This is a genomic window from Leucobacter sp. NPDC015123 (genome assembly GCF_043080205.1).
GTDB classification, from domain to species: Bacteria; Actinomycetota; Actinomycetes; order Actinomycetales; family Microbacteriaceae; genus Leucobacter; species Leucobacter aridicollis_A.
The window spans coordinates 15,568-39,200 of sequence record NZ_JBIBVH010000005.1 but is presented as its reverse complement, the minus strand read 5'-3'; the positions used below and the strand labels follow the sequence as shown (position 1 = coordinate 39,200).

23 protein-coding genes are annotated in these 23,633 nt (G+C 64.3%); 5 read left to right on the top strand and 18 right to left on the bottom strand.

The window, feature by feature from the left end:
* Positions 1-14: 14 nt before the first annotated feature.
* Together ACF07D_RS10835 and ACF07D_RS10830 are read left to right on the top strand one after the other, a co-directional pair.
* Positions 15-1,631 (top strand): multicopper oxidase domain-containing protein, encoded by a 1,617-nt coding sequence (locus tag ACF07D_RS10835; protein WP_119284803.1) that lies wholly within the window; start codon positions 15-17, stop codon positions 1,629-1,631.
* Entirely contained in the window at positions 1,618-2,028 is a 411-nt protein-coding gene (locus ACF07D_RS10830) for a hypothetical protein (RefSeq protein ID WP_119284804.1), read from the top strand. Before ACF07D_RS10835 ends, ACF07D_RS10830 begins: the two co-directional genes overlap by 14 nt.
* Here ACF07D_RS10830 and ACF07D_RS10825 read toward each other — a convergent pair.
* The 16 genes from ACF07D_RS10825 to tilS all read right to left on the bottom strand — a co-directional run bounded on the left by ACF07D_RS10825 (position 2,025) and on the right by tilS (position 19,131).
* Positions 2,025-2,900: a hypothetical protein gene (locus ACF07D_RS10825; protein ID WP_255808284.1), complete on the bottom strand. Its 876-nt coding sequence runs from the start codon at positions 2,898-2,900 to the stop codon at positions 2,025-2,027. The genes ACF07D_RS10830 and ACF07D_RS10825 overlap by 4 nt on opposite strands.
* A 2-nt stretch (positions 2,901-2,902) precedes the next feature.
* A complete protein-coding gene (locus ACF07D_RS10820; protein ID WP_391504908.1) occupies positions 2,903-3,796 on the bottom strand; it encodes a signal peptidase I in 894 nt (297 codons plus the stop codon).
* 125 nt (positions 3,797-3,921) lie between these two features.
* Positions 3,922-4,740 carry an alternate-type signal peptide domain-containing protein gene (locus ACF07D_RS10815; RefSeq protein ID WP_119284807.1) on the bottom strand — a complete coding sequence of 273 codons (819 nt, stop codon included), beginning with the start codon at positions 4,738-4,740 and terminating at the stop codon, positions 3,922-3,924.
* Between the two features lie 86 nt (positions 4,741-4,826).
* Positions 4,827-5,732 carry a hypothetical protein gene (locus tag ACF07D_RS10810; RefSeq protein ID WP_391504907.1) on the bottom strand — a complete coding sequence of 302 codons (906 nt, stop codon included), beginning with the start codon at positions 5,730-5,732 and terminating at the stop codon, positions 4,827-4,829.
* 3 nt (positions 5,733-5,735) lie between these two features.
* Entirely contained in the window at positions 5,736-6,365 is a 630-nt protein-coding gene (locus ACF07D_RS10805; protein WP_119284809.1) for a hypothetical protein, read from the bottom strand.
* A gap of 44 nt (positions 6,366-6,409) precedes the next feature.
* Positions 6,410-9,250 (bottom strand): right-handed parallel beta-helix repeat-containing protein, encoded by a 2,841-nt coding sequence (locus tag ACF07D_RS10800; protein ID WP_255808287.1) that lies wholly within the window; start codon positions 9,248-9,250, stop codon positions 6,410-6,412.
* A 277-nt stretch (positions 9,251-9,527) separates the two neighbouring features.
* Positions 9,528-10,229: an NAD(P)-binding domain-containing protein gene (locus ACF07D_RS10795; RefSeq protein ID WP_119284811.1), complete on the bottom strand. Its 702-nt coding sequence runs from the start codon at positions 10,227-10,229 to the stop codon at positions 9,528-9,530.
* A complete protein-coding gene (locus tag ACF07D_RS10790) occupies positions 10,210-11,946 on the bottom strand; it encodes a PH domain-containing protein (protein ID WP_255808288.1) in 1,737 nt (578 codons plus the stop codon). The genes ACF07D_RS10795 and ACF07D_RS10790 overlap by 20 nt, the downstream gene beginning before the upstream one ends.
* Entirely contained in the window at positions 11,943-12,440 is a 498-nt protein-coding gene (locus ACF07D_RS10785) for a PH domain-containing protein (protein WP_255808289.1), read from the bottom strand. The genes ACF07D_RS10790 and ACF07D_RS10785 overlap by 4 nt, the downstream gene beginning before the upstream one ends.
* Entirely contained in the window at positions 12,437-12,937 is a 501-nt protein-coding gene (locus tag ACF07D_RS10780) for a DUF3180 family protein (protein ID WP_255808290.1), read from the bottom strand. Before ACF07D_RS10780 ends, ACF07D_RS10785 begins: the two co-directional genes overlap by 4 nt.
* Positions 12,934-13,491: a 2-amino-4-hydroxy-6-hydroxymethyldihydropteridine diphosphokinase gene (gene folK / locus ACF07D_RS10775; protein ID WP_255808292.1), complete on the bottom strand. Its 558-nt coding sequence runs from the start codon at positions 13,489-13,491 to the stop codon at positions 12,934-12,936. The genes ACF07D_RS10780 and folK overlap by 4 nt, the downstream gene beginning before the upstream one ends.
* On the bottom strand, positions 13,488-14,699 hold the full coding sequence (gene folP, locus ACF07D_RS10770; RefSeq protein ID WP_119284813.1) for a dihydropteroate synthase: 1,212 nt from the start codon (positions 14,697-14,699) through the stop codon (positions 13,488-13,490). The genes folK and folP overlap by 4 nt, the downstream gene beginning before the upstream one ends.
* Entirely contained in the window at positions 14,696-15,286 is a 591-nt protein-coding gene (gene folE, locus ACF07D_RS10765; protein ID WP_119284814.1) for a GTP cyclohydrolase I FolE, read from the bottom strand. The genes folP and folE overlap by 4 nt, the downstream gene beginning before the upstream one ends.
* Positions 15,287-15,291: 5 nt before the next feature.
* Positions 15,292-17,319 carry an ATP-dependent zinc metalloprotease FtsH gene (ftsH, locus tag ACF07D_RS10760; RefSeq protein WP_391504906.1) on the bottom strand — a complete coding sequence of 676 codons (2,028 nt, stop codon included), beginning with the start codon at positions 17,317-17,319 and terminating at the stop codon, positions 15,292-15,294.
* A 106-nt stretch (positions 17,320-17,425) separates the two neighbouring features.
* Complete coding sequence (hpt, locus tag ACF07D_RS10755; protein WP_391504905.1) at positions 17,426-17,983, bottom strand: hypoxanthine phosphoribosyltransferase; 558 nt, start codon at positions 17,981-17,983, stop codon at positions 17,426-17,428.
* Positions 17,984-18,018: 35 nt separating this feature from the next.
* Positions 18,019-19,131 carry a tRNA lysidine(34) synthetase TilS gene (gene tilS / locus ACF07D_RS10750; protein WP_391505058.1) on the bottom strand — a complete coding sequence of 371 codons (1,113 nt, stop codon included), beginning with the start codon at positions 19,129-19,131 and terminating at the stop codon, positions 18,019-18,021.
* A 117-nt stretch (positions 19,132-19,248) separates the two neighbouring features.
* On the opposite strand from tilS, the gene ACF07D_RS10745 reads away from it, so the two are divergent.
* Together ACF07D_RS10745 and ACF07D_RS10740 are read left to right on the top strand one after the other, a co-directional pair.
* Positions 19,249-19,743: an inorganic diphosphatase gene (locus tag ACF07D_RS10745; RefSeq protein ID WP_119284818.1), complete on the top strand. Its 495-nt coding sequence runs from the start codon at positions 19,249-19,251 to the stop codon at positions 19,741-19,743.
* Positions 19,744-19,754: 11 nt separating this feature from the next.
* Positions 19,755-20,477 carry a glucosamine-6-phosphate deaminase gene (locus ACF07D_RS10740; protein WP_255808295.1) on the top strand — a complete coding sequence of 241 codons (723 nt, stop codon included), beginning with the start codon at positions 19,755-19,757 and terminating at the stop codon, positions 20,475-20,477.
* A 62-nt stretch (positions 20,478-20,539) separates the two neighbouring features.
* On the opposite strand, the gene ACF07D_RS10735 is transcribed toward ACF07D_RS10740, so the two are convergent.
* Positions 20,540-21,121, bottom strand: a complete 582-nt coding sequence (locus ACF07D_RS10735) for a CueP family metal-binding protein (protein ID WP_119284820.1) — start codon at positions 21,119-21,121, stop codon at positions 20,540-20,542.
* A gap of 131 nt (positions 21,122-21,252) precedes the next feature.
* Positions 21,253-21,459, bottom strand: a complete 207-nt coding sequence (locus ACF07D_RS10730; RefSeq protein WP_119284821.1) for a cold-shock protein — start codon at positions 21,457-21,459, stop codon at positions 21,253-21,255.
* 322 nt (positions 21,460-21,781) lie between these two features.
* On the opposite strand from ACF07D_RS10730, the gene ACF07D_RS10725 reads away from it, so the two are divergent.
* Positions 21,782-23,536: a bifunctional 3'-5' exonuclease/DNA polymerase gene (locus tag ACF07D_RS10725; RefSeq protein WP_119284822.1), complete on the top strand. Its 1,755-nt coding sequence runs from the start codon at positions 21,782-21,784 to the stop codon at positions 23,534-23,536.
* Positions 23,537-23,633: the final 97 nt, after the last annotated feature.

Here is a 23,633-nt window from a genome sequence, read left to right as displayed (position 1 = left end):
GCTCAAGGAGGCTCATGCCTGACTCATCGCGATTCACGCGCAGGGGTGTGCTTGCTGCGGCAGCGGCGGGCGCGGTGACCGCGTCGATCGTCGCGCTCGGAGGCTGGCGGGTGACGAGGCGCCCGGTTCTCTCGCCCGAGACGGGGTCAGGATCGGGAGCACAAGCCGGAGACGCTCTCGACCGCAGAGACCTCGCCATTCCCCGGCTTGACACCGGCACGGTTGGCGCTGACGGCGTGCGCGCCTTCGAGCTTGTCGCGGGCGCCGGCACGAGTTCGTTCGTTGCGGGCACACAGACGCCAACGTGGGGATACAACGGTGCATTCGGCGGCCCGACGCTCCGCGCGGCACAGGGCGAACGGGTGCGCGTCGTCGTGCGAAACGAGCTCGCCGAGGTGACGACGACCCACTGGCACGGCATGAAGGTTCCCGCAGCGGCCGACGGCGGCCCACACCAGCCGATAGTCCCCGGCGACAGTTGGACAGCGGAGTGGACAGTCGAACAGCCCGCCGCGACGCTCTGGTACCACCCGCACAACCACGGGACAACCGAGGCACACGTGTATCGCGGACTCGCCGGGCTTTTCCTCATCGAGGATGAGAAGCCTCCGGCCGACCTTCCGCTGCCGCGCGACTACGGCGTCGACGACGTCCCAGTCGTCGTGACAGATCGAAGCTTCACGGCCGACGGCGCGTTCGACGAGCGCAGGCGAGACGCCTCGGGAATGCTCGGCGACACGCTCCTCGTCAACGGCACCGTGTCGCCGCGCTTCAGCGCTACGAGGGAACTCACGCGACTGCGCATTCTCAATGGCTCCACCGCGCGAAGCTATCGCTTCCAGCTCGATACAGGCCCGCTAGTGCTCGTCGCGACCGACTCCGGGCTGCTGCCGAAACCGGTATCGGTCGCCGGACTCACGTTGACCCCCGGAGAACGCGCCGAGGTTATCGTTGCGCTCGAACCTGGCCAGACCGCAATGCTGCGCTCCGTGCCGCACACGCTTGGCCTGCTGAGCACCACTGAACGCGCGAGCGGTACCCGCGACACGTTCGACGTGCTCGAACTCAGCCGAGCCAACGCGGACGACAGCGCGCCACCGGGGACGGCGTCGACAGCCCCCGCGACGCTCACGGAAATGAACGCCTGGGTTGCGGCGGGCGGGGCATTCGCCGCGCCACTCACAGATCCGCCCGAGCCCGACGTGCGGCGCACTGTCACTTTGCAAGACAACAAGATCAATCATCGCCGGATGAATATGGCACGGATCGACGAGGTCGTCACAGTCGGCAGTCGCGAACGCTGGCTGATCACGAACGAGCATTTCCTCCCCCACAATCTGCACATCCATAACGCGCGCTTCAGGGTGTACTCGATCGATGGCCGAAAGCCCACGGCTGAGCTGCGCGGCTGGAAGGACACCGTGTACGCGCCGCCGAGCCGCACAGTCATCATTGATGTTGAGTTCGGCACGTCGACAGACCCGCACATGCCCTACATGTTCCACTGCCATCTGCTCCAGCACGAAGATCAGGGCATGATGGCCCAGTTCGTCGTCGTGCGCCCGGGCGAAACCGCCGGGCCGCTCGACACACAAGCAATCGGCGATGGAGGTTCACATGCCGGCCACTGATCGAATCCCGGCGGGCCGCGCGGTTGCGGCGGTCGCCCGCTGGACTCTGATCCTGCACGCGGCGTTGCTCGCCGCGCAGCCGTTTCTCGCGGGGGCGATGCTTGATGCGATGAGCCCGAGCCCGCAGACGATGCACCGGATTGTCGCGATGACGGTCGTCGCCATCGCCATCGTGCAGGTGTTCGTCACGCTTGCAGCGTGGAAGGGCCGGGCAGGGTGGCCGCGCGACGCGTTCCACTTGTCACTCATGCTACTCGGGCTCGAGCTCGTGCAGTTCACGCTTGGGCATCTGAGCCTCGGAATGGCGCTGCACATTCCGCTCGGGATTGCCTCGCTTGCCGCGGGCGTCTACATTGCCGTGCGGTTCGCGAGGCGACCTGTGACTAACCGGGTCTAGCTCGCCTCGATCTGGATCTCGTCTTCGTCATCACGACGCCGCTTCGCTGCGAACAGCATGAAACCGATGAGCAGTAGCGCGAGTGCGATGCAGATCAGGGCGAGCATGCCAGTGCCGCCTGTCACACTGATCTCGGGGGTCGACGTTTCGCCCGTGAGGTTCACACCAACATCAAAGCTCAGCTCGGTCGACGGAGCACCAGACGCGTTCGACGTCTCAACGCCCGCGTCCATCGCGAACCCGAATGTGACTGGCACCGTTGCGCCCTTCGCAACCGCGACCTCGGCAACTGAAACGCGGTCACCGGCCTTCAACGCCTCGAACGTTTCCTCGCCAGTCACGCCAGCGACATCCCAGAACAGCGTGACGTCCTTCGCAAGCTCAGGGTTCAACGCTCCCTCAGGGATGAGCTCGGTCACGTCAAGCGTCACGGCGGCAACGCCCTCACCGGGGCCTGCGTTCACGACGTTCAGGGTGCGGGTCACACGGTCACCGGGTGACGCCTTCCGGTCGCCGATGAATGTGGTCTCCGCCCGCGCGTACTCGGCTCCGGTCCAATCCAGGTGAACGGCCGGGCCGTCCCATTCCGCCTGAATCGTCGCCGCGGGAAGCGTTGTCGCGCCCTGTACAGTCGTCCCGCTACCCAACCGCTCAGGCGCTTGCGGCGTCCCGCCAGCGGCGACAGTGTTCGTACGGCCACCAAACATCGGCAGCGAGTCGGCCATCGCGAGCGCGACACCGGCTCCGAGGAGCAGCAACACAGTGAGAATACCGGCGATGAACTTGCCTCGCGCGCTCATCCCATGGCCGGCGTCGACGGTGAGCACCGTACTGGCAGCGCGCGTCGCGTGGTCGTCTGTGGAGATACGCAAGGTCATCCCTCGTTTCGGTGGTTCGGCGTAACGTGTGAGTGCTTCGCGTCTGCAGCTGACGCTTCGGGCTCGGTTGACTTCAGGAGGGCTTCTGCCTCTGTGACTGCGTCTCGCCCGCCCATTGCGAACGCAAGTTCGCGTTCCCTGAGCTCGATCTCCCGCTCACGCAGCGCGAGTTCTCGCTCTCGAAGCTCTTGCTCTCGCGGCTCCGCAGGCGGGGCGAGATATCCCGCGACAGGCGCGGCTCCTGAGGCGCCAGGCGCTCCGGGCCCAGTTCCCTGAGGCCGCGGCACCGAGACGACAGTCGTGCGGGGCTTGCGGAAGCTACTCAGCGCTCCCCAGCCGATCAGCACTGCCGCAGCTATGGCTGCAACGATCATCGGGTTTTGCGATACCCACTGGCGGGCCCAGCCGAGCCCGGGAACGCCGTACATGAATACGCCGCGGACCTGCGCTGGCGAAACTGGCTCGTCGACAGCGGAGTTTGCGTCGCCCTGCGTGATGAGACGGCAGGAGGTCCCATCCTCAAAAGTGCCAATCGTCTTACCGATCACGCGGTGTGTGATGAGTGTCGGGTCATTCGGTTCTGGAAAGTAGGTGACAATCTGCCCAACCGACACGTCGTTGCAGACCTTCGCCTCGTCAGTTCCCTTGACGACAACAACGTCGCCCGGGGAGAACGTCGGCTCCATAGAGCCAGAGAGCACGGTCAGCGAGTCTCCGCCGAGCACCCGCGGCACAACAAGCAGTGCCGCGAGAGCCGCGATGACAAGAATGGCGAAGGCGGACCCGATCGCGCGGGCAGCAATCTGCCAGGGCGAGTCATACCAGTCGCGGGTCTTCCTGCGGACTACCGAGCGCGTAGGCTTCCTGCGTGCGTTCGTAGCGGTACTCATCGGATCCTCCTCTCAAGGACTGTGCGTGATGTGCGGGATGAAGTGTGAGGGGGAACCCCGCAGGCCCTGCCAGTGGCCTGGCCTGCGGGGGTCCTGGTGCTCGCGCGATGCGCGAACTGGGGCACTTAGTTGAACTGTGCGCCGGTGTCGCGGACCTGGTTCAGCGAAACTGTCAGCTCGCCGAGGGTGTCAACAGCGGTCACGTCGATGCGATCCTCAACGGTCACATCGGTGTCCTGGTAACGGAAGTCGCCGTTCTGATCCTCGTAGAACGAAGCGTAGATGACAACGGTGAGGTCCTCGGAGGTTGTCGGCATACCGAACACTGCCGACTGCGCTGCTGCGCCGCCTACTGCGGTTGCTGCACCCAGGATGCCGTTCGTAGCATCCTCGGCGCCTGCGTCCTGGCCGGTTGCAGGAGCCGAGAGGTACAGGAGGGGTGCGTCAGCGGTCTTCGGCAGCGCGGTCTCAGTGACGAGCAGCTTGCCGTCGTAGTAGACCTCGTAGCTGTAGTTGATGCCCGAGACGTTCTCCTGCAGTTTGTCAAGACCGTCGATCCCTACGCGAGCGACGAGGTTGTCGCCGTCGAGCGTGGCCGTAGCGCTGAAGGATGCAGCGAGCTTGTCGCCCGGAGCAATCCGCCAGGTCGCAACGTCGGTGATCTCGTGGCCCGGCTGCTGGGTGCCGTCGGTGCCGGTTACCGGGTCAGTTGCGTCCTTACGGTCGTTCGACACATCCCAGAACGAGGTGTCGGCCGACTGAACGAGGTTCAGATCACCGGCGGTGATGTCGCCGCCCGAGAACGTGTCGGATGCTGACCAGAGGGCGAAGGTCGAGCCGCCGATGAGGAGCGCAGCGGTACCTGCAGCTACCCACATGAAGCCCTTACGGCGCTTGTTCTGCTCGGTGACAACGATGACCTGGTCGTGGTTCGTGTTCGACATGATGGTGTTTCTCCTAGTTGGTTGAGCGCAGGGGGATGCAGACCTCGGTCGGCGCTCAGCGCCAAGGCCACGTTTTATGGGGGGGATTAGTCGCGAGGTGAAAAAGCGGGGTTCACGTTCGTGACGATCGGGTCAAGCGAGATGACGAGGTCTGGCTCGCCTGACGGGTCTGGGTAAATATCGGCGTCCCACTCGGCGGAGGCTTTCGCCTTCGTCGTGTCTTCTGCCGTCGCCTCGACGTTCGCAAGGTTGCGGTACACGCCGAGAAGTTCGAGTGCCGGCGGGAAGCCGACCTGGGAGTGCCAGCGGGCGATGGCGCCGTTCGCGCTGCCATCCTCCGCGACGCTGGTGACCCGTACGTCGTTGATGTACGTGCCGTCAGCGATCGAGTTCCAGCTGATCGCCGCACACCACTCCTGGCTCGTCTCGGTGCCGTCGAGTGCGGTGCCGGGAGCCTGAAGTTCGACATCAGCATTGCCAAAGAGATAGATGTTCTTTGGTTCCTCACCCTCTGGCGTCTCGGGAGTCGCGGGAACTGCAGAGCAGTCACCGCCGTCACCAGCGCGGAACACCTTGAGTGTCGACTTTTCGAGCACCGTGCCAGGCTTCGCCACGCCAGAGGCCACGCTGTGAGGCTCCTCGCCATCCTTCACCTGTTCAGTGACGGCGACGTCGTAGTTCAGCCCTGCAATACCGAGCGCGTTCCCACTCGCGGTGAACCGCCAGATAACCGGGTCCGCGTCGATGGTGGTCTGATCGAGCACCTCGATGATCTTCTTGCCGGGCAGCGTCACAGTCACCGGAGCGCCACCGGCCGAGTAGCCAGGCTCAGTCACTGTCTCAGAGGCAGCGCCAAACCGGACTGCGCCGAGCGATACGTCGGGGACAGTTGCACCGACCCGAGCGCTCCAGAGAGCTGCGGCCGCGAGGCCGCCAGCGAGGAGCACGACAACCGCGCCGGCGGTGACTACGTTACGGGTACTGCGCTTCATGGATCAGCCCTCCCCGTTCTTGTAGCCATCGCCTGAGCGGATTTGCTCGAGCGTCACATTGATGCCGTCAACCGACCACTTGTCGAGGTCGTCGAGTGGCGCCTTGTCTGTCCAGCGGTAGTCACCGAGCACCTCGATCGTCACTACGACGGTCCAGTTCGCGGTCACTCCGTCGTTGCTGCCGGTGAGGCCAGCAACGCGTACCGGCTCGCCGAGCTCTGCTTCCTCGGAGGCGGGCTCTGACTGCGCATTCTCGACAACGTAGGTTGCCGCGAGTGTGCCGTCCGCGATGCTCTGCTCCGCGCCCGACCCCATCTCAACGTTCATGCGAGCGTTGAGGTTGTCACCCTGAAGCACAGTGGTGAGCGGGACTCGGATCTCGACGATGTCGCCAGGCATCGAGTGGAAGCCGGCGGTGCCGCCTGCCAGTGTGCCCGCGGCGGGGGCAGCCACCTCAGGGGTGATCTGCGCCCACGTACCCTCGCCGTAGCTCAGGTTCAGGTCACCGGCCGCGACCTTTCCGCCTGCGAAGTTGTCCTGCGCATTCCAGAGGGCGTATGCGGCTCCACCTGTCGCGAGCAAGCCAACCGCTGCGATCGTCGCACCCGCAATGAGCTGTGTTCTATAGCTCATTCCTTGGACCCGTTTTCGGGCCGCGCCGAAGGCGCTTCTGGGTTTCACCTGGAACCACCGACAGTCGTATCCTCAGGGATCAGGCTGCCGCAGGCGGAGAGCAGGGTGCTCTTGCCAACCGCGAGCGACGGAACCGTACCGATGACACCGTTCTCACCCAGCCGGGTGTCAGTGTCTGTGACAGTGATATCCGTCAGCTCTGTTGCCCAGTCGTCAGCTGAGATGTTCGACACCTCGTAGACGAAGCAGACAGCCTGGCCGTCAGTGAGTCGTGCCCCTGCAAGAGCCTCTGTCCCGGTTGCCATGATCTGCGCCGGCGACGACGCGTCCGTGACGTCAGTGAAGGCACGCTTGGTGATCTTCACCGAGGGATCCGTCGAGAACAGCTTCACAAGAAGGTCGTTCACGACAAGCCCATCGAAGTTGGTGTCGTCAGACGACACCGTGTGGCTGAAGCGCACCGGCGTATTCGCGGGGACGTCGCCAGCTGCAGCGGTCACCTTGATCTTGCCCGAGCTTGTCGCGCCAGCTGCGATGACCGCGTTGACGTTCGAGAGTTCGACGCTGTTTTCTGTCGCAGCCTGGTCAGGCGTCGCAACGAAGTTCAGATCAGATGCGGGCTTCGGGGCGCCAGACGAGACCGTGAACTCGTACTGTTTGCCAGACGGCTCACCCGTTACCAGCGTGAACGAGCCAGGCTTCGCCTGCACGGGGTTGATGAACGTGATGTCAGGGTCGGTGCTCGTCGCAGCGTCACGGTTCGTGAGCCCACCCGAGCTCGTCACCTTCTCAGCCGCGATACCAGCGGTCACCTTCGCCGAGTCATCAACCCGTGCTATCACGGTGAACTCGCGGTTCGCGCTTCCCGAAACTGGCTTCACCGACACTGAACGAGGGTTCAGGCGGCCCGCATCGATGGTCTCGGAGACCGCAGCAGCGGTCACGTCGACGACACCAGCGGTCACACTCGCGGGGTTCAGCGGCAGCGACGACTTGACTGTGTAGTGCAGGTCGCGTGCCATTGTCGAATCGTTCTGCGTCGCCGACTGATCGATTGAGATCTCCGGGCGGCAGTTACCACTGAAGCCGACCATTCGCGAGTACTGCGATGACTGACCAGTGGTCGCGCCAACGGTCTGAACTCGAACATAGCCCTGGCCAGCACCAGTGTTCGCATCAACAATTGTCGCCTCGTCGAACTCGCCGACGACCGTCGACGGGAACTTCTGCGGGCCGACAGGAAGGTCAAGCAGCAGCTTGGCGCTTGCGCCTGTGAGGCCCTCGACGCGGCCGAGGTATACCTCTGCGGTACGGTCCGCGGTCCAGTACAGGTCGAGATCGACCGTGCTCTCAGGGAGCGGGAGGTCGCTCGGCGCCGATACGTCAAGCGTCGCAACACATGCGGGCACGTCTTCAGCGAGCGGCGATTCGACCTGGATCGAACCTGCAGGTGCATCATTGGTGAGCACCGCGGCGGTACCTGTCGGGTACCACGTCATTACGCGGCCGTTCGCATTCGTGTTGTTGTCAACGAGCGCAGTCACTCCGTCGCGGCCTTCCTCAGCCGTTCCCGGCCGGTTCTGGCTCGCGCTCCGAGCACCAAAGGTGTTCTTCTCCACGTTCACATTGCCCGTGTTTTGCAGGTAGACCGAGTTGCCGGTGTATCCGTTGAAGTAGTTGTTTGCGATGCGCATGTCACCGGCGTTGCCAGTGGTCGTGTTGCCGTTCCAGGCAATCGCGTGGCTCTGCCCACTCGTCGCACGCACGAATTGGTTCCCAGTGATCTGGTTCTTTCCACCAATCTGCCCATAGGGCAGCGTGATGAACGCGTTGTACACTCCGGTGCCGTAGCCCTGAACGTTAATAAACTCGTTGTCAGTGATGTTGATGTTCGAGGCCTTAACGCTGTAGCCGGCGGCTGCGTTGGTCGTGAACGGGAATGCGACCTGGTTCGTGAGGTTCGACACGAACGAGTTCTTAAACGTAAACCCATCAAGCACGACGTTCTGATTGCGGGGCAGGAACTGCATGAGGCTCGTGCGGCAACCAGAGCCATCGCTAGCTGTGCACCGTCCGCCAACCGTATAGGTGACGCGCACGTTGTCGATCGTCACATTCTCGATCGGGGTGTTGTTTTGCGCATTGAAGTAGAACAGACCCGTCGCGGTGCCAGCGTCGTAGAACCCCTGCACACGGTAGTTCTTCAGGGTGATGTTCTTGGAGCCCTCGCGGAACACGATGAAGCGCTCGGGGCCGTAGTGGGCCTGAGTCACCGAAGAGCCGCCGTCAATGGTGACACCATCGGCCTTCGGCCCCATCACAAATGACGACTCAGCAGAAAGCATCTGCGTGACGTTCTTAAACACGATGTCCTTGCCGTTCACGTGGAACAGTGCACCGCCAACGTCACGTGACGCCTCAACTGTGACCTCATTCTTGAGGTCGATCGTCACCGGGCTGGTCACAAGGAAGTGGACCCCGGAGTCTTGGTTAGACACAAGCCCGGTCTGCATGTACTGATAGCTCGTACCAACAGGGTCGATGTTGCCAGTGAAGCCGGGAGCCGGAGTGATGAGCACCGCGCCAGGCGCGAGGTTCAACGCGTTCGATTCCTCAAGCGCAGCCCGCAGGGTACACGTACCTGCCGCGGTCGCGCAGACTCCGTCGCCGGGGTTCGCGTCCTTTGCATTGGCGCTCACATCGGCCGAGTTCAGCTCGAATGTGTGGGTGACAGCCTGAGCGGACGACGCCGGCAGGAACGGGCTCGCGATCAGCGCTACCGCGAGAGCGGCGGCAGCAAACGCACCTCCGCGCCGCCTGTGTAGACGTCCGGCCGCGTGGCGTGATGCTGCGGCCGCTCCGCCTGTGCTCGCTCGATGTCGCATGTCGAGGTGTCCCCTTCCAATCGCTGTTCTTCCCTTACAAGAACAGCCTGACCGAAGGAATGTGGGGTGAGTATTGCGAATGACAACGCTGACGAGCCGCTGAGTAGCAATCCATACGCAACTGAGTATCTGCAACGACCTACCCAGCAGGGTCCCTAAGTAGGAGATTGCATTTATGCCCCACAGCCAAGGCACTGGTAGTACGTAGTCGAAGCCAACTACCTACAGCACGTCCCCGGCCCCCTCAGGCCGCGCGGGCCCGCTCAGTTGAACACTCTTACGAGAGCAGTCCAGGGTCGCTCGAGTGCCGGGTCAGCTCCTCTTCGAGCGCCGCGCGCATGGTCCCACCGATGACCCGATCGGCGCCGGCGACACCGATGCCCTCAAGCGCTGCAATCGCCTCCCCCGCCGACGCCCGCGCTGCCTCACTCGCCATGATGACTGCGCGCGCGTACTCGGCCCGATCCGCTTCGGCAACGAGCACCGGCTCCGCACCCATCTCGACGACGAGCGCCTGCCCGATCGGCTGCACAACTGCTGGGGCAGTCACGGCGACAGTCGCCCCCGAGAGCCGTGTGAGGTCGAGGCTTGTGCCGGTGAACACGATGCCAGGGTGCAGCGCGATGGGAATGACCCCTGGGGCGTCACTGAACACCGCTGTGCCGTATTCAGGCGCCGTATGAATGACAAGCTGGCCTGGCTGCCAAGCGCCAAGCTTTGCGAGCCCGGAGACCAGGCCAGGAAGTTCGCTGCCCGGCACAGCGAGCAACACCATCTCAGCCCGCCTGACGACTTCCTGCACGTCGAGGATGGGAACGCCTGGCAACATCGCCTCGGCGCGTTCCCGGCTCTCTTCGCTCAGCGCACTGATACCGACAATTGCGTGGCCAGCGCCAGCGAGCGCGCGTCCCAGTACTGGGCCAACCTTGCCGGCGCCGACAATACCGATTCCGAGTCGGCTAGATTGCAGGCCGCTCATCGGTCTCGTTTCGCTTCATCGTTGTCGGGTGGCCGTCAGACTCCGCGCGCTGCACCGCCAGCACCGCGGCCGACAGGCGATCGAAGACGATGCGAGCATCGTCGAGTGCGAGCCCACGCACGGAGACACGCACCGGCCCGAGCACGGTGTGAGCCTGCAGCGAGGCGAGCTTGAAGACGTAGTGCCAGAGCGGCCGGCTCAGCTGCACGGACTGCGCCCGAACGATCGGCATGATCGCAAACGAGCGGGTCAAAGCGCCCCGCCTGATGCGAAGCGTCGCGTCGGTGAGGGCTGCCGGATCCGCTGGAACGTCGATACGAACTCCCGCGCGACGCTTGCCAAACCACAGCAGCCAACCTGCGCGTTTGCCAGCGCCAACGTAGTCCTCACCTGTCCCGATAAGTCCCTCAGTGATGCCAGTCGCCGCCCCCGGCACGAGCGTCTCAATCACCCTGACGACGTCATCGTGTCTGCCAACTGGCAGCACGACGTTCTGGGTGACGCTCTGGCCGGCCTCAGAGACTGAGTGACCGGCGAGCGTCACACGAACCCGCCACCATCCGAACGGGCGCCAGAACAGCGGTTGCCGAGCCTCGATCGCGTGGATCCTGCCGAACGGGATCGAATCGGTGACAGTCGAGGTGAGGCCCGAGCCGACCCGAATAGACTCCCGCCCCCTCGAAAGGGTGAAGTTGAAGCCCTTGTTGAACTGGGCAAACATCATGCCGAGAGTCACAAGAATGAGCGGGATGACTGTGAGTAGCGAGATCCCACCGGCAGCCAGGAAGCCGCTGTTGCCGGTCACTGCGCCAATCGCCGAGCTGATCAGCCCCCAGAACACGGCGACGAGCAGGAGGATCACCGTGATGACAGCTTCCCACCCCAAGAGGATCGAACCGAGGAGCCGGCCGAGCGGCACCCGCACGAGGGCCTGGGCCGCGGCGGCCTCAGGGTCGACGTCGAAATCTGCGAAGTCCTGCACGCGCCCTGTGAGCGCGTCTGACGGTTCCGCGTAACGTGTGCCGTCGTACGAGACCGCAGCCGCGGGAGCAATCACACCGGGATCTGCTTCTGGGGCGGCGCCGGAACGCCGGGCGGAGGCAAGCTGCAGGATACGCTCTCTGACAGCTTTCGCATCGCGGTGGCCGAGATACGCGAGCTCAACCTTGCCGCCCTGGCCGCCAGTCAGCACCTCGATCTTTGTGAGACCAAGAAGCCGCGCTAGGAGCGGCCGCTGCAGGTTGACACTCTGCACGCGGTCAAGCGGCGCACGACGGTGCTGCCGAAAGAGCACGCCAGAGCGCGACTCCACTGCCTCACCCGAGACCCGATAGGTGTGAAAACGCCACGCCACCCAGGAGGCTCCAACGATGACGAGCAGGAGCAACACCACACCACCGAGCACAAGCAGCAGAGTCTGACCGTTCGACAGCATCCCCAGAATCGCAGTGAACTCGTCGTCCTCGACTGGCTCATGGGTCGAAGCCGCGACGAACATTCGCACGAACAGATCGCGGAAGTTCGCGATGAAGACACCGATGAGCACGAGCAGCACGAGCCCGCCGCGCAAGAGCGGCGAGATCGGGTGCAGCCGCCGCCAGCCGTCGGAGTCTGCAGTGCCTGGCATCGCGTCGGCGCCGGCTGGTTCGACGGACGCGGCGGGCTGCTCCCCGTGGCGCGCCGACGGATCCTGATCGGGGAAACCTGGGGACGTCACAGCCCCGACCGCCGGGACTCGGCGAGCTCAACCAGGCGGTCACGCAGCTGTTCTGCGTCGCTTGCGGTCAGGCCCGGCAGCTGCACACCCGTTGCCGCGGACGCCGTTACGAACTTCAGGGTCGAAAGACCGAGAGCGCGAAGCAGCGGTCCACGCGTAATGTCGACGAGCTGAAGCCTGCCGTACGGGACAGCCACAACCCGCTCAAACATGATGCCACGCCTGAACAGCAGATCGTCTTCGCGCAGAATGTAGCCGATCGCTTTCACTCGACGAAACGCGAAGAGCGAATTCACGAGGAAGAACACGACGAGGCCCCAGAGGCCGAGCGTCAGCCAGAGCGGAACGTCGCCGTGGTTCGTGAGCGACACGATGATGACTCCGACGAGCGGAAAGAACGACATCACCACATTGATGATGAGATCAGAGACAGCGTACTTTGGCGAAACTCTGTGCCACGTGGGCTCGAGCGCGGGAAAAGTCTGGTGGGTCACGTCTCAAGTGTAGCCAGGCCCGCGTCGCCTTCGCCCTCGGGGTCGTCGCTTGGCGGCACGCGGCACAGTCGCTCGGTGACGAGCGCGCACACAAGAAGCACGACGCCGGCAAGTGCAGTGACAAGCATCGGAAGCCAGGTTGGGGTGGGTGCAGGCACGCTCCGGCCGAGCAGGGACAACAGTAGTCCGCCGCCAAAGCCCGCAAAGACCGCCCCGACAAGCTGGCCTGCGCGCGCCGTCGCGAGCAGCCGCACGGCCTGGAACGGGTTCACTGCGCCAGTGCCCTTCGCAACGTGCTTGCGCAGCCTCAACCCGAGCACGACGAGCACTACGGCGAGTGCGATGAGTGTGATCGCCATTGAATAGGGCAGCAGAATCGAGGGGCGACCCCGCGAAGAGAGCCATGCCTGGATGAGGAGCGCCAACGCGGCCCCGACGGCCCCCGTCCCGAGAAGATGCAGCGGGTTTAGCCCACGAAGCTTCTGCTGTCCGCTCACTCTGGCCTGCCCTCACATGGCGTGGCGAGTGGCTCGAGCGGGTCCGCCGCAGAGTGAGCGAGCGGCACTGTCGTGTCGCCGATTCTGTCGAGCAACTCGCTGACGCGTCCGTGCCCCATGAGCACCGCGTCCGGGTCAAGCGCGAGCCACGGCGAGAGCACAAAGTCGCGTTCGTGCGCCCGCGGGTGGGGCACAGTCAGCCTGTCGTCAGCGATTACTCTACCGCCGAAGAGAATGAGGTCAATGTCGAGCGTCCGGTCGCCCCATCTGGCGTCTCGGACCCTGCCGTGCGCAGTCTCTACCCGCTGCAGAGCATCGAGCAGCTCGTGTGGGGCGAGGGTCGTCTGAAGTGACGCGACGCCGTTGATGTACTTCGGAGCGGTCGGGTCCGGCCCATCAAGCGTGAGTGCCACTGTTTCGTGCAGCGGGGAGGCAACAAACTCGGCGATGCCGTCGAGCCCGGCGAGCTCTCGCTGCGCCGCACGAATTGTCTCGCCGCGGTCGCCGAGGTTCGCACCGAACGCAAGGAGCACTGGAACGACCTGGGCAATCATTTGGCCCCCCGAACTCGATCAACGGTGACAGCGACGTCGGCGAACGGCGCCTGGATCGGTGCGTCGGGCTTGTGGACGGTGACGCGCGCTCTATTCACCCCAGGGTATTCAAGCGCGAGCTGGGCGACGCGCTCAGCAACGGTCTCGATGAGGTCGACCGGGTCAGCGGCGACCGCTGCGACGACAGCATCTGCGAACTCTCCGTAGTGCACGGTGCTCGCCAGATCGTCGCCCGCCGCCGCTGCGCTGAGATCCACGTGCAGCGTCGCGTCGATGAAGAACCGCTGCCCGGCGTCACGTTCGAAGTCAAACACGCCGTGGTGGGCATACACTTCGAGGCCAGTGAGCGTGATGCTGTCGCCGATTGCTGGCCCTGACCACGCACGTTCGACGGCGATCGCCGCCGCCGTGCTGGCGACGTCGTGTACTCGCACCCCCCACGCGCCGGCTCGCGCCAAGAGGGCGCTCACGACAGCTGTCGCGCCGTCGCGCCCAGCGGGACCCGCAGGCGCACTGGGTAGCTCGCTGAGCACCTCACCAAGCATCCGCTTCCGGGAGGCACCAACGAGCACCGGGTACCCCAGATCTTGGAGTTCGCCGAGCCTGCGCAACAGCTCCCAGCATTGCTCTCCAGTCTTGTCGAACCCGAGCCCTGGGTCGAGCACGATGAGTTCGGCCGCCACTCCAGCAGCGATCGCTTCAGATGCCCGCTGTGCAAGCTCGTCGCGCACCTCGCGAACAACGTCGCCATACACAGACCGCTCGTTCGCGGGATCGGGGATGCCTCGCCAGTGCCCGAGGATAAGCCTCGTGCCCGACGATGCAGCCGCGCGCGCAGCCACCTTGAGCATGTCTGCGTCGTTCAAGCCGCCCGAGACATCGTTGATGTAGCTTGCGCCTGCGGCGACGGCTGCTTCGGCTGTCTCTGCGTGAATCGTATCGATCGACACGACGATCCCTGCTGCGGTCAGCTCGCGAATCACCGGGAGAACTCGGGCGAGCTCTTCGGCGCGCGGCACAGGGGTCGCCCCTGGCCGCGTAGATTCGCCGCCGACGTCGATCACGTCAGCGCCATTCGCGACGAGCTCACGGGCGCGGGCGACCGCGCGTTCAGGATCGAGGTACTCTCCCCCGTCACTGAACGAATCAGGGGTGGTGTTGAGAACGCCAAGGATGAGCGGGGCGGGGCGCACTCGGGTCTCTGTCACAACGGGTTCCTTGGTCCGCCAGGCGCAATAAGCGCGATGATTTCTGACCGCGCGGCGGCCTCTGCCAGGTTGCCGCGCGAGGCGATTGTGACGGCCTCGGCCTCAGTCTCACGCACTCCTCGGTCTGCCACGCAGCCGTGGCTCGCCTCGAGCACGACGAGCACTCCCATCGGATCGAGGCCATCGACAATCGCCTGAACGATCTGCTCGCCCAGGCGCTCTTGCACCTGCGGCCGCGCGGCGAGGGCGTCGACGACTCGAGGTAACGCACTGAGCCCGACAACACGGTCGCGCGGCTGGTAGGCGATGTGCGCCCTCCCCCGAAACGGGAGCAGGTGATGTTCGCAGATCGAGCGCAGGGCGATATCGCGCATGAGCACGAGCTCGCCGGTCTCACCGTCAACGGGTACCGCGTCGCGCAAAAACTGCTGTGGGTCAACCCCGACTCCGGCAAAGAACTCCGCGTACGAGTCAGCCACGCGTCCGGGTGTTGCCCGCAACTCGTCACTTTCAGGGTCGGCACCGATTGCGCTGAGCAGCTCGCGAACTGCCCTCGCGACCCGGTCCCGATCCACTCCTGCGCTCACGTCGCCTACTCGCCGGGTGTGTCTGGCTGCGTGGCGTCGGCTGGGGCTGGTGAGTCGCCCTCGCTCTGGGCAACCTTCTCGGCTGTCGGTCCGTCGGTTCGCACCGCGGCAGGCACCTCGATCGGAGGCCGATCGGAGACGGGACGGTCTCCGTGGGAAAGCCACGTCGCACGCGGCCCAAGCTTCCGCACATCGCGGAAGATCTCAGCGAGCTGCAGGTGGTCGAGTGTCTCCTTCTCGAGCAGCTCCCGCGCGAGCTTGTCGAGCACGTCACGGTTTGCCACAAGCACCTCGTAAGCCTCGTTATGCGCCTGTTCAAGGAGCGCGCGCACCTCGGCATCAATCTGCACAGCGAGACCCTCCGAGTAATCGCGGGACTGACCGAAGTCACCCATGAACGCGCCAGGCTGCGCCTGTCCGAGCTTCACGGGCCCGACCGCGGTCGTCATGCCGTACTCAGTCACCATCTTGCGCGCAGTTGACGTCGCTTTCTCGATGTCGTTGCCTGCGCCCGTGGTCGGGTCGTGGAAGACGAGTTCTTCAGCAACGCGGCCTCCAAGGGCGTACGCGAGCTGATCTTGCAGCTCGTTTCGAGTCACCGAGTACTTGTCCTCGAGCGGGATAACCATCGTGTAGCCGAGGGCTCTGCCGCGTGGAAGGATCGTCACCTTGGTCACGGGATCCGTGTGGTTCAGCGATGCCGCGACGAGGGCGTGGCCACCCTCGTGATAGGCGGTGATGAGCTTTTCCTGGTCTTTCATGACACGCGTGCGGCGCTGCGGCCCAGCAATAACGCGATCGATCGCCTCGTCAAGCGCGCGATTGTCGATGAGCTGAGCGTTCGAGCGCGCGGTAAGCAGAGCCGCCTCGTTCAGCACGTTCGCGAGGTCAGCGCCAGAGAACCCCGGGGTCTTTCGCGCAACGACCTCAAGGTCGACGTTCTTCGAAAGCGGCTTGCCCTTCGCATGCACCTGCAGAATCATGAGCCTGCCGCGCATGTCAGGCGCGTCGACTCCGACCTGGCGGTCGAATCGGCCCGGACGCAACAGCGCAGGGTCAAGCATGTCTGGGCGGTTCGTGGCCGCGATCATGATGACATTCGCCTTCGGGTCGAAGCCGTCCATCTCGACGAGGAGCTGGTTCAGGGTCTGCTCACGCTCGTCGTGACCGCCGCCCATGCCCTGGCCACGGCGCTGGCCGACAGCGTCGATCTCATCGATGAAGATGATCGCTGGGGCGTTCGCCTTGGCTTCCTTGAACAGGTCGCGGACGCGGCTCGCGCCGACCCCGACAAACATTTCAACGAAGTCAGAACCCGAGATCGAGTAGAACGGCACACCGGCCTCGCCTGCGACCGCGCGTGCAAGCAGGGTCTTGCCGGTTCCCGGAGGGCCGTACAGCAGCACACCCTTCGGAATGCGAGCGCCGACAGCCTGGAAGCGAGAGGCGTCTTGCAGAAAGTCCTTGATTTCTTCGAGCTCTTCGACGGCCTCATCGGCGCCAGCGACGTCGGCGAACGTCACGACAGGTGTCTCCTTCGAGACAAGCTTGGCCTTCGACTTACCAAACTGCATGACACCGCGGCCGCCGCCCTGCATGGAGGACATCATCCACCACAGCAACACACCGATGAGCAGGAGCGGGAGCAGGAATCCAAGGAGCGACCAGAATGGATTCGGCTTCGGAACGACGTCGTTGAATCCGTCCTTTGGCTGTGCCTCGTCGATCGCCGAGATCACCTCTGCACCGCGCTGGTTGACGTAGTAGAAGAAGACGTTGTCGCTGCCCGCCTTCTTATCTGCCTTCGCCAGCTCAAGGTTCACGCGCTGATCACCGTCGATGATCTCAGCTTGCTTGACCTTGCCCTCGGCGATGAGCTCGAGGCCTCGTTCGGTGCTCACCTCCCGTGTATTACTCCCTGAGAGGAATGACCACCCGAGCAGCAGGAATACGACCGCGATCGCGATATACACGAACGGGCCCTTGAGCAGGCGCCGACCCTTTGTCGGCGTCTCGGACGATTTTTCAGCCAAGTCTGGGCCTTTCGATCGGCAGATTACAGCGAGCTAAGCGTATCCGAGGCGTCTGACACTTCTGCCGCCACAGTGCGCTTGTCCGCTCAGGGCGGAGAACCTAACGTTACTTGCCCGAGTACACGTGCGGGGCGAGGATCGCGACGTCGCGCAGGTTCCTGTAGTCCTCTGCGTAGTCGAGACCGTAGCCGACAACGAACTCCACAGGGATGTCGAAGCCAACATAGGCGACGTCGACCTCAACCTTCAACGCCTCAGGCTTTCGCAGCATCGTGCAGATACGAACCGATTTCGCCCCCCGGCTCTCGAGGTTATCTTTCAGCCAGGAGAGCGTGAGGCCCGAGTCGATAATGTCTTCGACGATCAGCACGTCGCGCCCAGTGATGTCTGCGTCCAGATCCTTCAGAATCTTGACAACGCCGCTCGACTTGGTGCCGACGCCGTACGACGAGACCGCCATCCAGTCCATCTGGGCGTGGAAGTTGAGCTCGCGAGCGAGATCAGCCATCACCATGACGGCGCCTTTCAGCACACCGACAAGGAGCGGTGGCTCTTCAGCGTAGTCGCGCTCAATTTCGCGCGCCAGTTCAGCGAGGCGCACACGAAGTTCTTCTTCGGTGTGCAGTACAACAGTGAGGTTATCGCCAAGATGTTTCGCGTCCATGCGTCCATCGTAGTGCGCTCAGAAGCAGTGTCCGATCAGCTTTCTGCGAGCATGCTGTGCGTGTCTCGAGGCGAGCCGCTCTGTGGGTCGCACACCAGTTCACCTGCAACCCGGGTGACCCTGATTCCGGGAACGAACACAGGGCCCTGCCCCTTCCAATGTGTGATGAGTGCAGCGATGCTCAACGTGTGCTCGCGCGTCAGGGCCGCCCCGAAGTACTCCCTCGCCATTTGGTGAATCGCCCGCTGCCGAACCGCGGCAGGGAGGCCCTCTAGCACGCTCACTCCCCCGGCGTCGATGACCTGTCGTTCGGGGGCGGGCCCAGGGTGTGCGGGGCCCTCCGCCGCCCGCCGCTGCGCTGCTTCCCCACCCTCGGGCAGGGGCCGTACGGTCGGCAACAGTGCCGCGACGACCCTGCCCGCCCAATCGTCAAGCGCGTCGGCATCCTCGCGGGCGAGGTCTGCGCTTCGTGCGAGCCCCGCGACGACGCCGGGCCCGAGCTCGCGGGCGAGCGTCGGCAGCGCTGTCTCGCGGACGCGCACTCGCGCATACGAGGCGTCAAGGTTGTGCGGGTCATTCCACGGCGTGAGCCCCAGCTCGGCGCACGCGGCTTCGGTGGTGGCACGCGTGATCTTCCAGGTCTCACCGAGCAGCGGCCGCAGCAGGTCCACGCCGTCGGAAAGCGGACGACTGCTCGGAATGCCAGCAACGCTCCTCGTTCCTGAACCGCGCGCCAACGCGAGCAACACCTGCTCGGCTTGGTCATCTCGAGTGTGGGCAGTCAGTACCGCTGCGGCGCCGAGCTCCGCGGCCACAGTCACGAACGCGCCATACCGCGCGTCGCGGGCGGCGGCCTCTGGCCCACCCGCTGCCGCGACTTCAACCCGCCGAATCACCACCGGCGCGAGCCCGAGCCCGCGTGCCTGCGCTGCAGCGCTGTCCGCGACGCGCTTCGATCCTGATTGGAGTGCATGATCGACAATGACCGCGCCAGCGCGCACTCCGGCTTGACCGGCCTCCGCGGCGACTGCCGCAGCGAGCGCGAGCGAGTCGGCCCCGCCAGACAGCCCGACGAGTGCGAGCGCGTCATCTTTCCCGACGCCCCCGAGCGCAGCAAGGGTGGGGCGCACGGCCCGCCGAATCTGCATAAACCTCGGATGCTCCACGGCTCCACGCTACCCGAGCATCTCATCGGGTAGCCTTAGCTTCGGCAATAATTCGCAACCAGGTCGACACGTGTCGACCACAAGCACGAAGGAGCGCGCATGACCGCCGCATTTGATGCCGTCATCGAGATCCCCAAGGGAAGCCGCAACAAGTACGAGATCGATCATGAGACCGGGCGCGTCTACCTCGACCGTGTGCTCTACACGAACTTCGTATACCCCGCCGACTATGGGTTCTTTGAGGAGACCCTCGGCGAGGACAACGATCCGCTCGACGTACTCGTGCTGCTCGACTACCCAGTATTTCCCGGTGTTGGCGTCAAGGTTCGCCCCGTCGGCGTGCTGAAGATGAGCGATGAGGCGGGTGGCGACGACAAGGTCATCGCTGTGCAGTACAAGGATCCGCGCTGGGCACACATTCAGGACGTCGACGACATCCCTGAGTACACCCGCAAGGAGATCGCGCACTTCTTCGAGCGCTACAAGGATCTCGAAGAGGGCAAGTGGGTCAAGGTTGACGCCTGGGGCTCCGCGGCAGAGGCTGAGCGACTGATCGTCGAGGCGCAGGAGCGCCTCGCAGCACAGGGACACTGAGGCTCGCCCCGGTGGAGGTACGCGTATTCGATGACGCGGTCTTACTCGGTCGCTTCGCAGCGGAGCAGGTACTCGAGGCGATAGAGACGAGGGCTGACGCTGTGATCGGTCTCGCAACCGGCTCGTCACCGCTGTCGCTCTACGCGGCCTGGGCCGAGCTCGCACGCGAGCGCGGTACGGACCTCTCGGCGGTACGCGGGTTTGCTCTCGACGAGTACGCCGGCATCGCTCCGGCGCACCCCGAGAGCTACCACTCGGTTATCTCAAACGAGGTCGTTATACCTGTCGGGCTCACCCCGGAGCAGGTCTTCGTGCCGTCCGCTGAGGCAACGGAGGCAGCTGCGGCGGACTACGAGCAGGCGATCGCGGCGGCTGGCGGCGTTGACGTGCAGATCCTCGGGATCGGTCGGAACGGCCATCTTGGCTTTAACGAACCAGGATCGGCGCTCGATTCGCGGACACGGCGCGTGGCGCTCAGCGCCGAGACGATCGAGGACAACGCGCGCTTCTTTGACAGCGCGGCGGATGTTCCCACGGAGGCCATCACGCAGGGACTCGGCACGATCATGGAGGCCCGCAAGCTCGTGATCCTCGCTGTTGGCGAGGCCAAGGCCGCGGCGGTCGCCGCGGCGATCGAGGGGCCAGTCACCGAGGCGATGCCCGCGAGCGTCGCGCAGCGGCACCCGAACGTGGTGTACGTCCTCGACCGGGCTGCAGCGTCTCGGCTCTCATAGCCATCGAACACACAACGACTCCCCGGGGTATACCCCGGGGAGTCGTTTCGTTGTTCGGTGGACTAGGCGTGTAGCTGCATTGTGGTCAGGCAGGTCGGATCGGTGTCGCCTGTCGTCACGCGTTGTTCGGCTACCCCCTGCTCGCCGACGACGCGAACATCGAATTCGCCGTGACGGGGCAACCAGACGCCGACAAAGCCGTTGTCTGCGGTTGCCGTGATCTCACTCACCACGACCTCGCCCGTCTGCGCGTCGGTGACAGTGAGTTCGATAGGGGTGTTCTGCAACTCGCCGAGGCACGTCGTCAGGCTGTGGAAGTCGCACGGGTGCGTTTGGTTCACGTACGGCGCGATCGACAGGTAGAACCCTGCGTCCTCCAGCGGGAGGGTCACGTCTCCCGGCTGCAGGACGAGCTCGGTCGGACGGACTGACGCAATGAGAGCGTCGGGGCTCGGCCGCTTATCGACAGGCAACCTGTCGAGGCCCTCCACGATTGCCTGTGCATCGTTGGTGGCGAGGCCAAGCGCGGCAACCTGTTCGAGAGCGGCGGCCGGAGCCTCCGTCTCGGGCTCGGCGGCAGCAGTGCAGCCGGTGAGCAGGAGCGCGCCTGCGAGGAGCGTGAGAACAGCAGTACGGATACCCATAGTGGGTATTCTTTCAGAGGGAGCCGTGCAATTGCTGCGTCGACGCCGGATCGCTCAGACCGAACCCCGCGGAGACGCAAAAGGGGCGCCACCCGCGAGCAACGCGGATGACACCCCCATGAAGACGTCGCTTAGGACAGCTTGCGGATGTTCACGGCCTGCGGGCCGCGAGCGCCATCCTCGGTGTCGAACTCGACCTGCTGGTTCTCTTCCAGGTCACGACGGCCGGTGCCCTCAATAGCGCTGAAGTGCGCGAAGAGATCTGCCGAGCCATCGTCGGGTGCAATGAACCCGTAGCCCTTTTCACTGTTAAACCACTTGACGGTGCCGGTTGCCATAAGAGCATTCCTTTGTGATGCGGAGCCGCCGGGGCGGCTCATAATGGTCGCGCCGAGGCGCGGATTGAACTTATCAGCGGGACAGCCCGGGGAAACACACCAGCGGCTGTGAGACACTGAGGCGAAGCGATCGGAAAGAAGGCGCCGATACGTGCAACCATACCGCACGCCCGCCCAAAACACGGCTGACGCAAGTTTCGTGATAAATCCTTAACTTTTGCGTTGTCGATGCGCTAACCCTGCAGCGGGTCCGGCACGATTGCAAAACGGTCACTGTCAGGGTCGACTCACGACACCCACCGGAACCCACTAACGTTAGAACATGCGTTCGAATAGCTCCGCCACTGCTGTGCGCTGGTGCGCCCTTGGCCGCACGAGGCAGGGCGATTTTGAAGCACTCTTGCACCACGATGACGGGACCGAGTCGGGACTCGTTGAAGTCGCCGCCAGTGAGCTTCCCGGCTTCATCCGAGAGCTCGAGCTCGCCCACTCCCCGCGCTGGATCTGGCAGAGCGCAGCGGCAATCTATCCTCGGCTCCTCGCCGCAGGCATCAGCATTGCACGCTGCCACGACCTCCGGCTGTGCCACCAGATCCTCCGCAATTCTCGCTATGTGCGCGATCGCTCGCCGCTCCTCGCCGCGCGGCAGTGGCACGTCGACCTGGAATCCGAACCCCCGGCCCCGGCCGCCTCAGGCCCAGCACTCTTCGACCTTGACGTCGCGCAAGGTGGGCACGGTCAACTGGCCACGCTTGCAGAGGTCCTTGCCGAGTATTCCAGACAGCGAACTGCAGTTACCGAATCGAGTCACCCGGGCAGGCTCTCGTTGTTACTGGCAGCAGAATCTGCGGGCTCGCTCATCGCGGCGGAACTCGCGGAGGCTGGCATCCCGTGGGATGCGGCAGAGCACGACAGAATCCTCACCGCTGCCCTCGGTCCCCGACCCGCAAGCTACGCAGAGAAGCCTGCGTTGCTCGCCGCGGCAGCAGCACGAGTTCGCGAGGCACTCGACGATCCCCTTCTATCACTGGATTCGCCACCCAAATTGCTCCGCGCTCTGCGCGCAGCCGGAGTGGACACATCCTCAACATCTCAGTGGGAGCTGGCGGAGCACAGCCACCCAGCACTCGAACCACTGCTTGAGTACAAGAAGCTGTCGCGACTCTTGACTGCCAACGGCTGGGCGTGGCTCGACGAATGGGTGCAGTGTGGTCGGTACCGCCCCGTCTATGTCCCCGGAGGCGTTGTCACGGGCCGGTGGGCATCCAACGGCGGAGGAGCTCTCCAGCTGCCCCGCGCGTTGCGCCCAGCGCTGCGCGCAGATCCCGGCTGGAAACTCGTTATTGCAGACGTATCGCAGCTCGAGCCGCGCGTGCTCGCCGCGATGTCACAAGACACCGGCATGGCGGCGGCTGGGCGCGATACCGACCTGTACGCCGGCATCGTCGCAACGAGCTCCATCGAGAACCGTGACGACGCAAAGCTGGCAATGCTCGGGGCAATGTATGGGGCGACGTCGGGCGACAGCGGCAGACTCGTGCCGCAGCTCAGGCGGGTTTTTCCTCAAGCAATGGGCCTCGTCGACCGTGCCGCAGAGCTTGGAGAGCGAGGTGGAATCGTCACCACTTGGCTCGGGCGGTCGTCGCCGGAAGCCGACGCGGAATGGCATGAGGCTCAGTCACGTGCAAGCGCTCCCGGAGCAACTCGTAAGGATGAGGACCTCGCCAGGCGGAGCGCTCGCGAGCGCGGCAGATTCACGCGAAACTTCGTCGTTCAGGGCACTGCCGCCGAGTGGGCGCTCGCGTGGCTCGCTGAGATCCGGAAGCAACTCTCCGAGTTCCCAGAGTGCGCCGAGTCCGAATCGGCCAAGGGCTCCGGCACGGTGTTTTCACGGCGCCCCCACCTCGCATTCTTCCTGCACGACGAGATCATCGTGCACACACCTGAAGGACAGGCAGCACAGGTTGCGGAAGTTGTGCGTACAGCCGCGACCCGAGCCGGAAATCTCCTCTTTCCCACTGGGGTAGTTGATTTCAGACTCGATCTTCACATAACCGACCGGGCCACCAAGCACTAATAGCCCCACACGCGGCTTGAATTATCCAAGCAAGCGAAATTCATGATCATACGCGCGCGGTAGAATTGCATCACAATCGCAACTTAGGTTCGGGCTC

Bases quoted from the DNA above. Each gene is read 5' to 3' on its own strand.
- ACF07D_RS10735 (WP_119284820.1), bottom strand. From the start codon at position 21,121: ATGGGTATCCGTACTGCTGTTCTCACGCTCCTCGCAGGCGCGCTCCTG.
- ACF07D_RS10810 (WP_391504907.1), bottom strand. From the start codon at position 5,732: ATGAAGCGCAGTACCCGTAACGTAGTCACCGCCGGCGCGGTTGTCGTG.
- ACF07D_RS10725 (WP_119284822.1), top strand. From the start codon at position 21,782: ATGCGTTCGAATAGCTCCGCCACTGCTGTGCGCTGGTGCGCCCTTGGC.
- ACF07D_RS10820 (WP_391504908.1), bottom strand. From the start codon at position 3,796: ATGAGTACCGCTACGAACGCACGCAGGAAGCCTACGCGCTCGGTAGTC.
- folK (WP_255808292.1), bottom strand. From the start codon at position 13,491: ATGATTGCCCAGGTCGTTCCAGTGCTCCTTGCGTTCGGTGCGAACCTC.
- ACF07D_RS10830 (WP_119284804.1), top strand. From the start codon at position 1,618: ATGCCGGCCACTGATCGAATCCCGGCGGGCCGCGCGGTTGCGGCGGTC.
- ACF07D_RS10800 (WP_255808287.1), bottom strand. From the start codon at position 9,250: ATGCGACATCGAGCGAGCACAGGCGGAGCGGCCGCAGCATCACGCCAC.
- ACF07D_RS10730 (WP_119284821.1), bottom strand. From the start codon at position 21,459: ATGGCAACCGGCACCGTCAAGTGGTTTAACAGTGAAAAGGGCTACGGG.
- hpt (WP_391504905.1), bottom strand. From the start codon at position 17,983: ATGGACGCGAAACATCTTGGCGATAACCTCACTGTTGTACTGCACACC.
- ACF07D_RS10795 (WP_119284811.1), bottom strand. From the start codon at position 10,229: ATGAGCGGCCTGCAATCTAGCCGACTCGGAATCGGTATTGTCGGCGCC.
- ACF07D_RS10835 (WP_119284803.1), top strand. From the start codon at position 15: ATGCCTGACTCATCGCGATTCACGCGCAGGGGTGTGCTTGCTGCGGCA.
- ACF07D_RS10815 (WP_119284807.1), bottom strand. From the start codon at position 4,740: ATGTCGAACACGAACCACGACCAGGTCATCGTTGTCACCGAGCAGAAC.
- ACF07D_RS10805 (WP_119284809.1), bottom strand. From the start codon at position 6,365: ATGAGCTATAGAACACAGCTCATTGCGGGTGCGACGATCGCAGCGGTT.
- tilS (WP_391505058.1), bottom strand. From the start codon at position 19,131: ATGCAGATTCGGCGGGCCGTGCGCCCCACCCTTGCTGCGCTCGGGGGC.
- ACF07D_RS10745 (WP_119284818.1), top strand. From the start codon at position 19,249: ATGACCGCCGCATTTGATGCCGTCATCGAGATCCCCAAGGGAAGCCGC.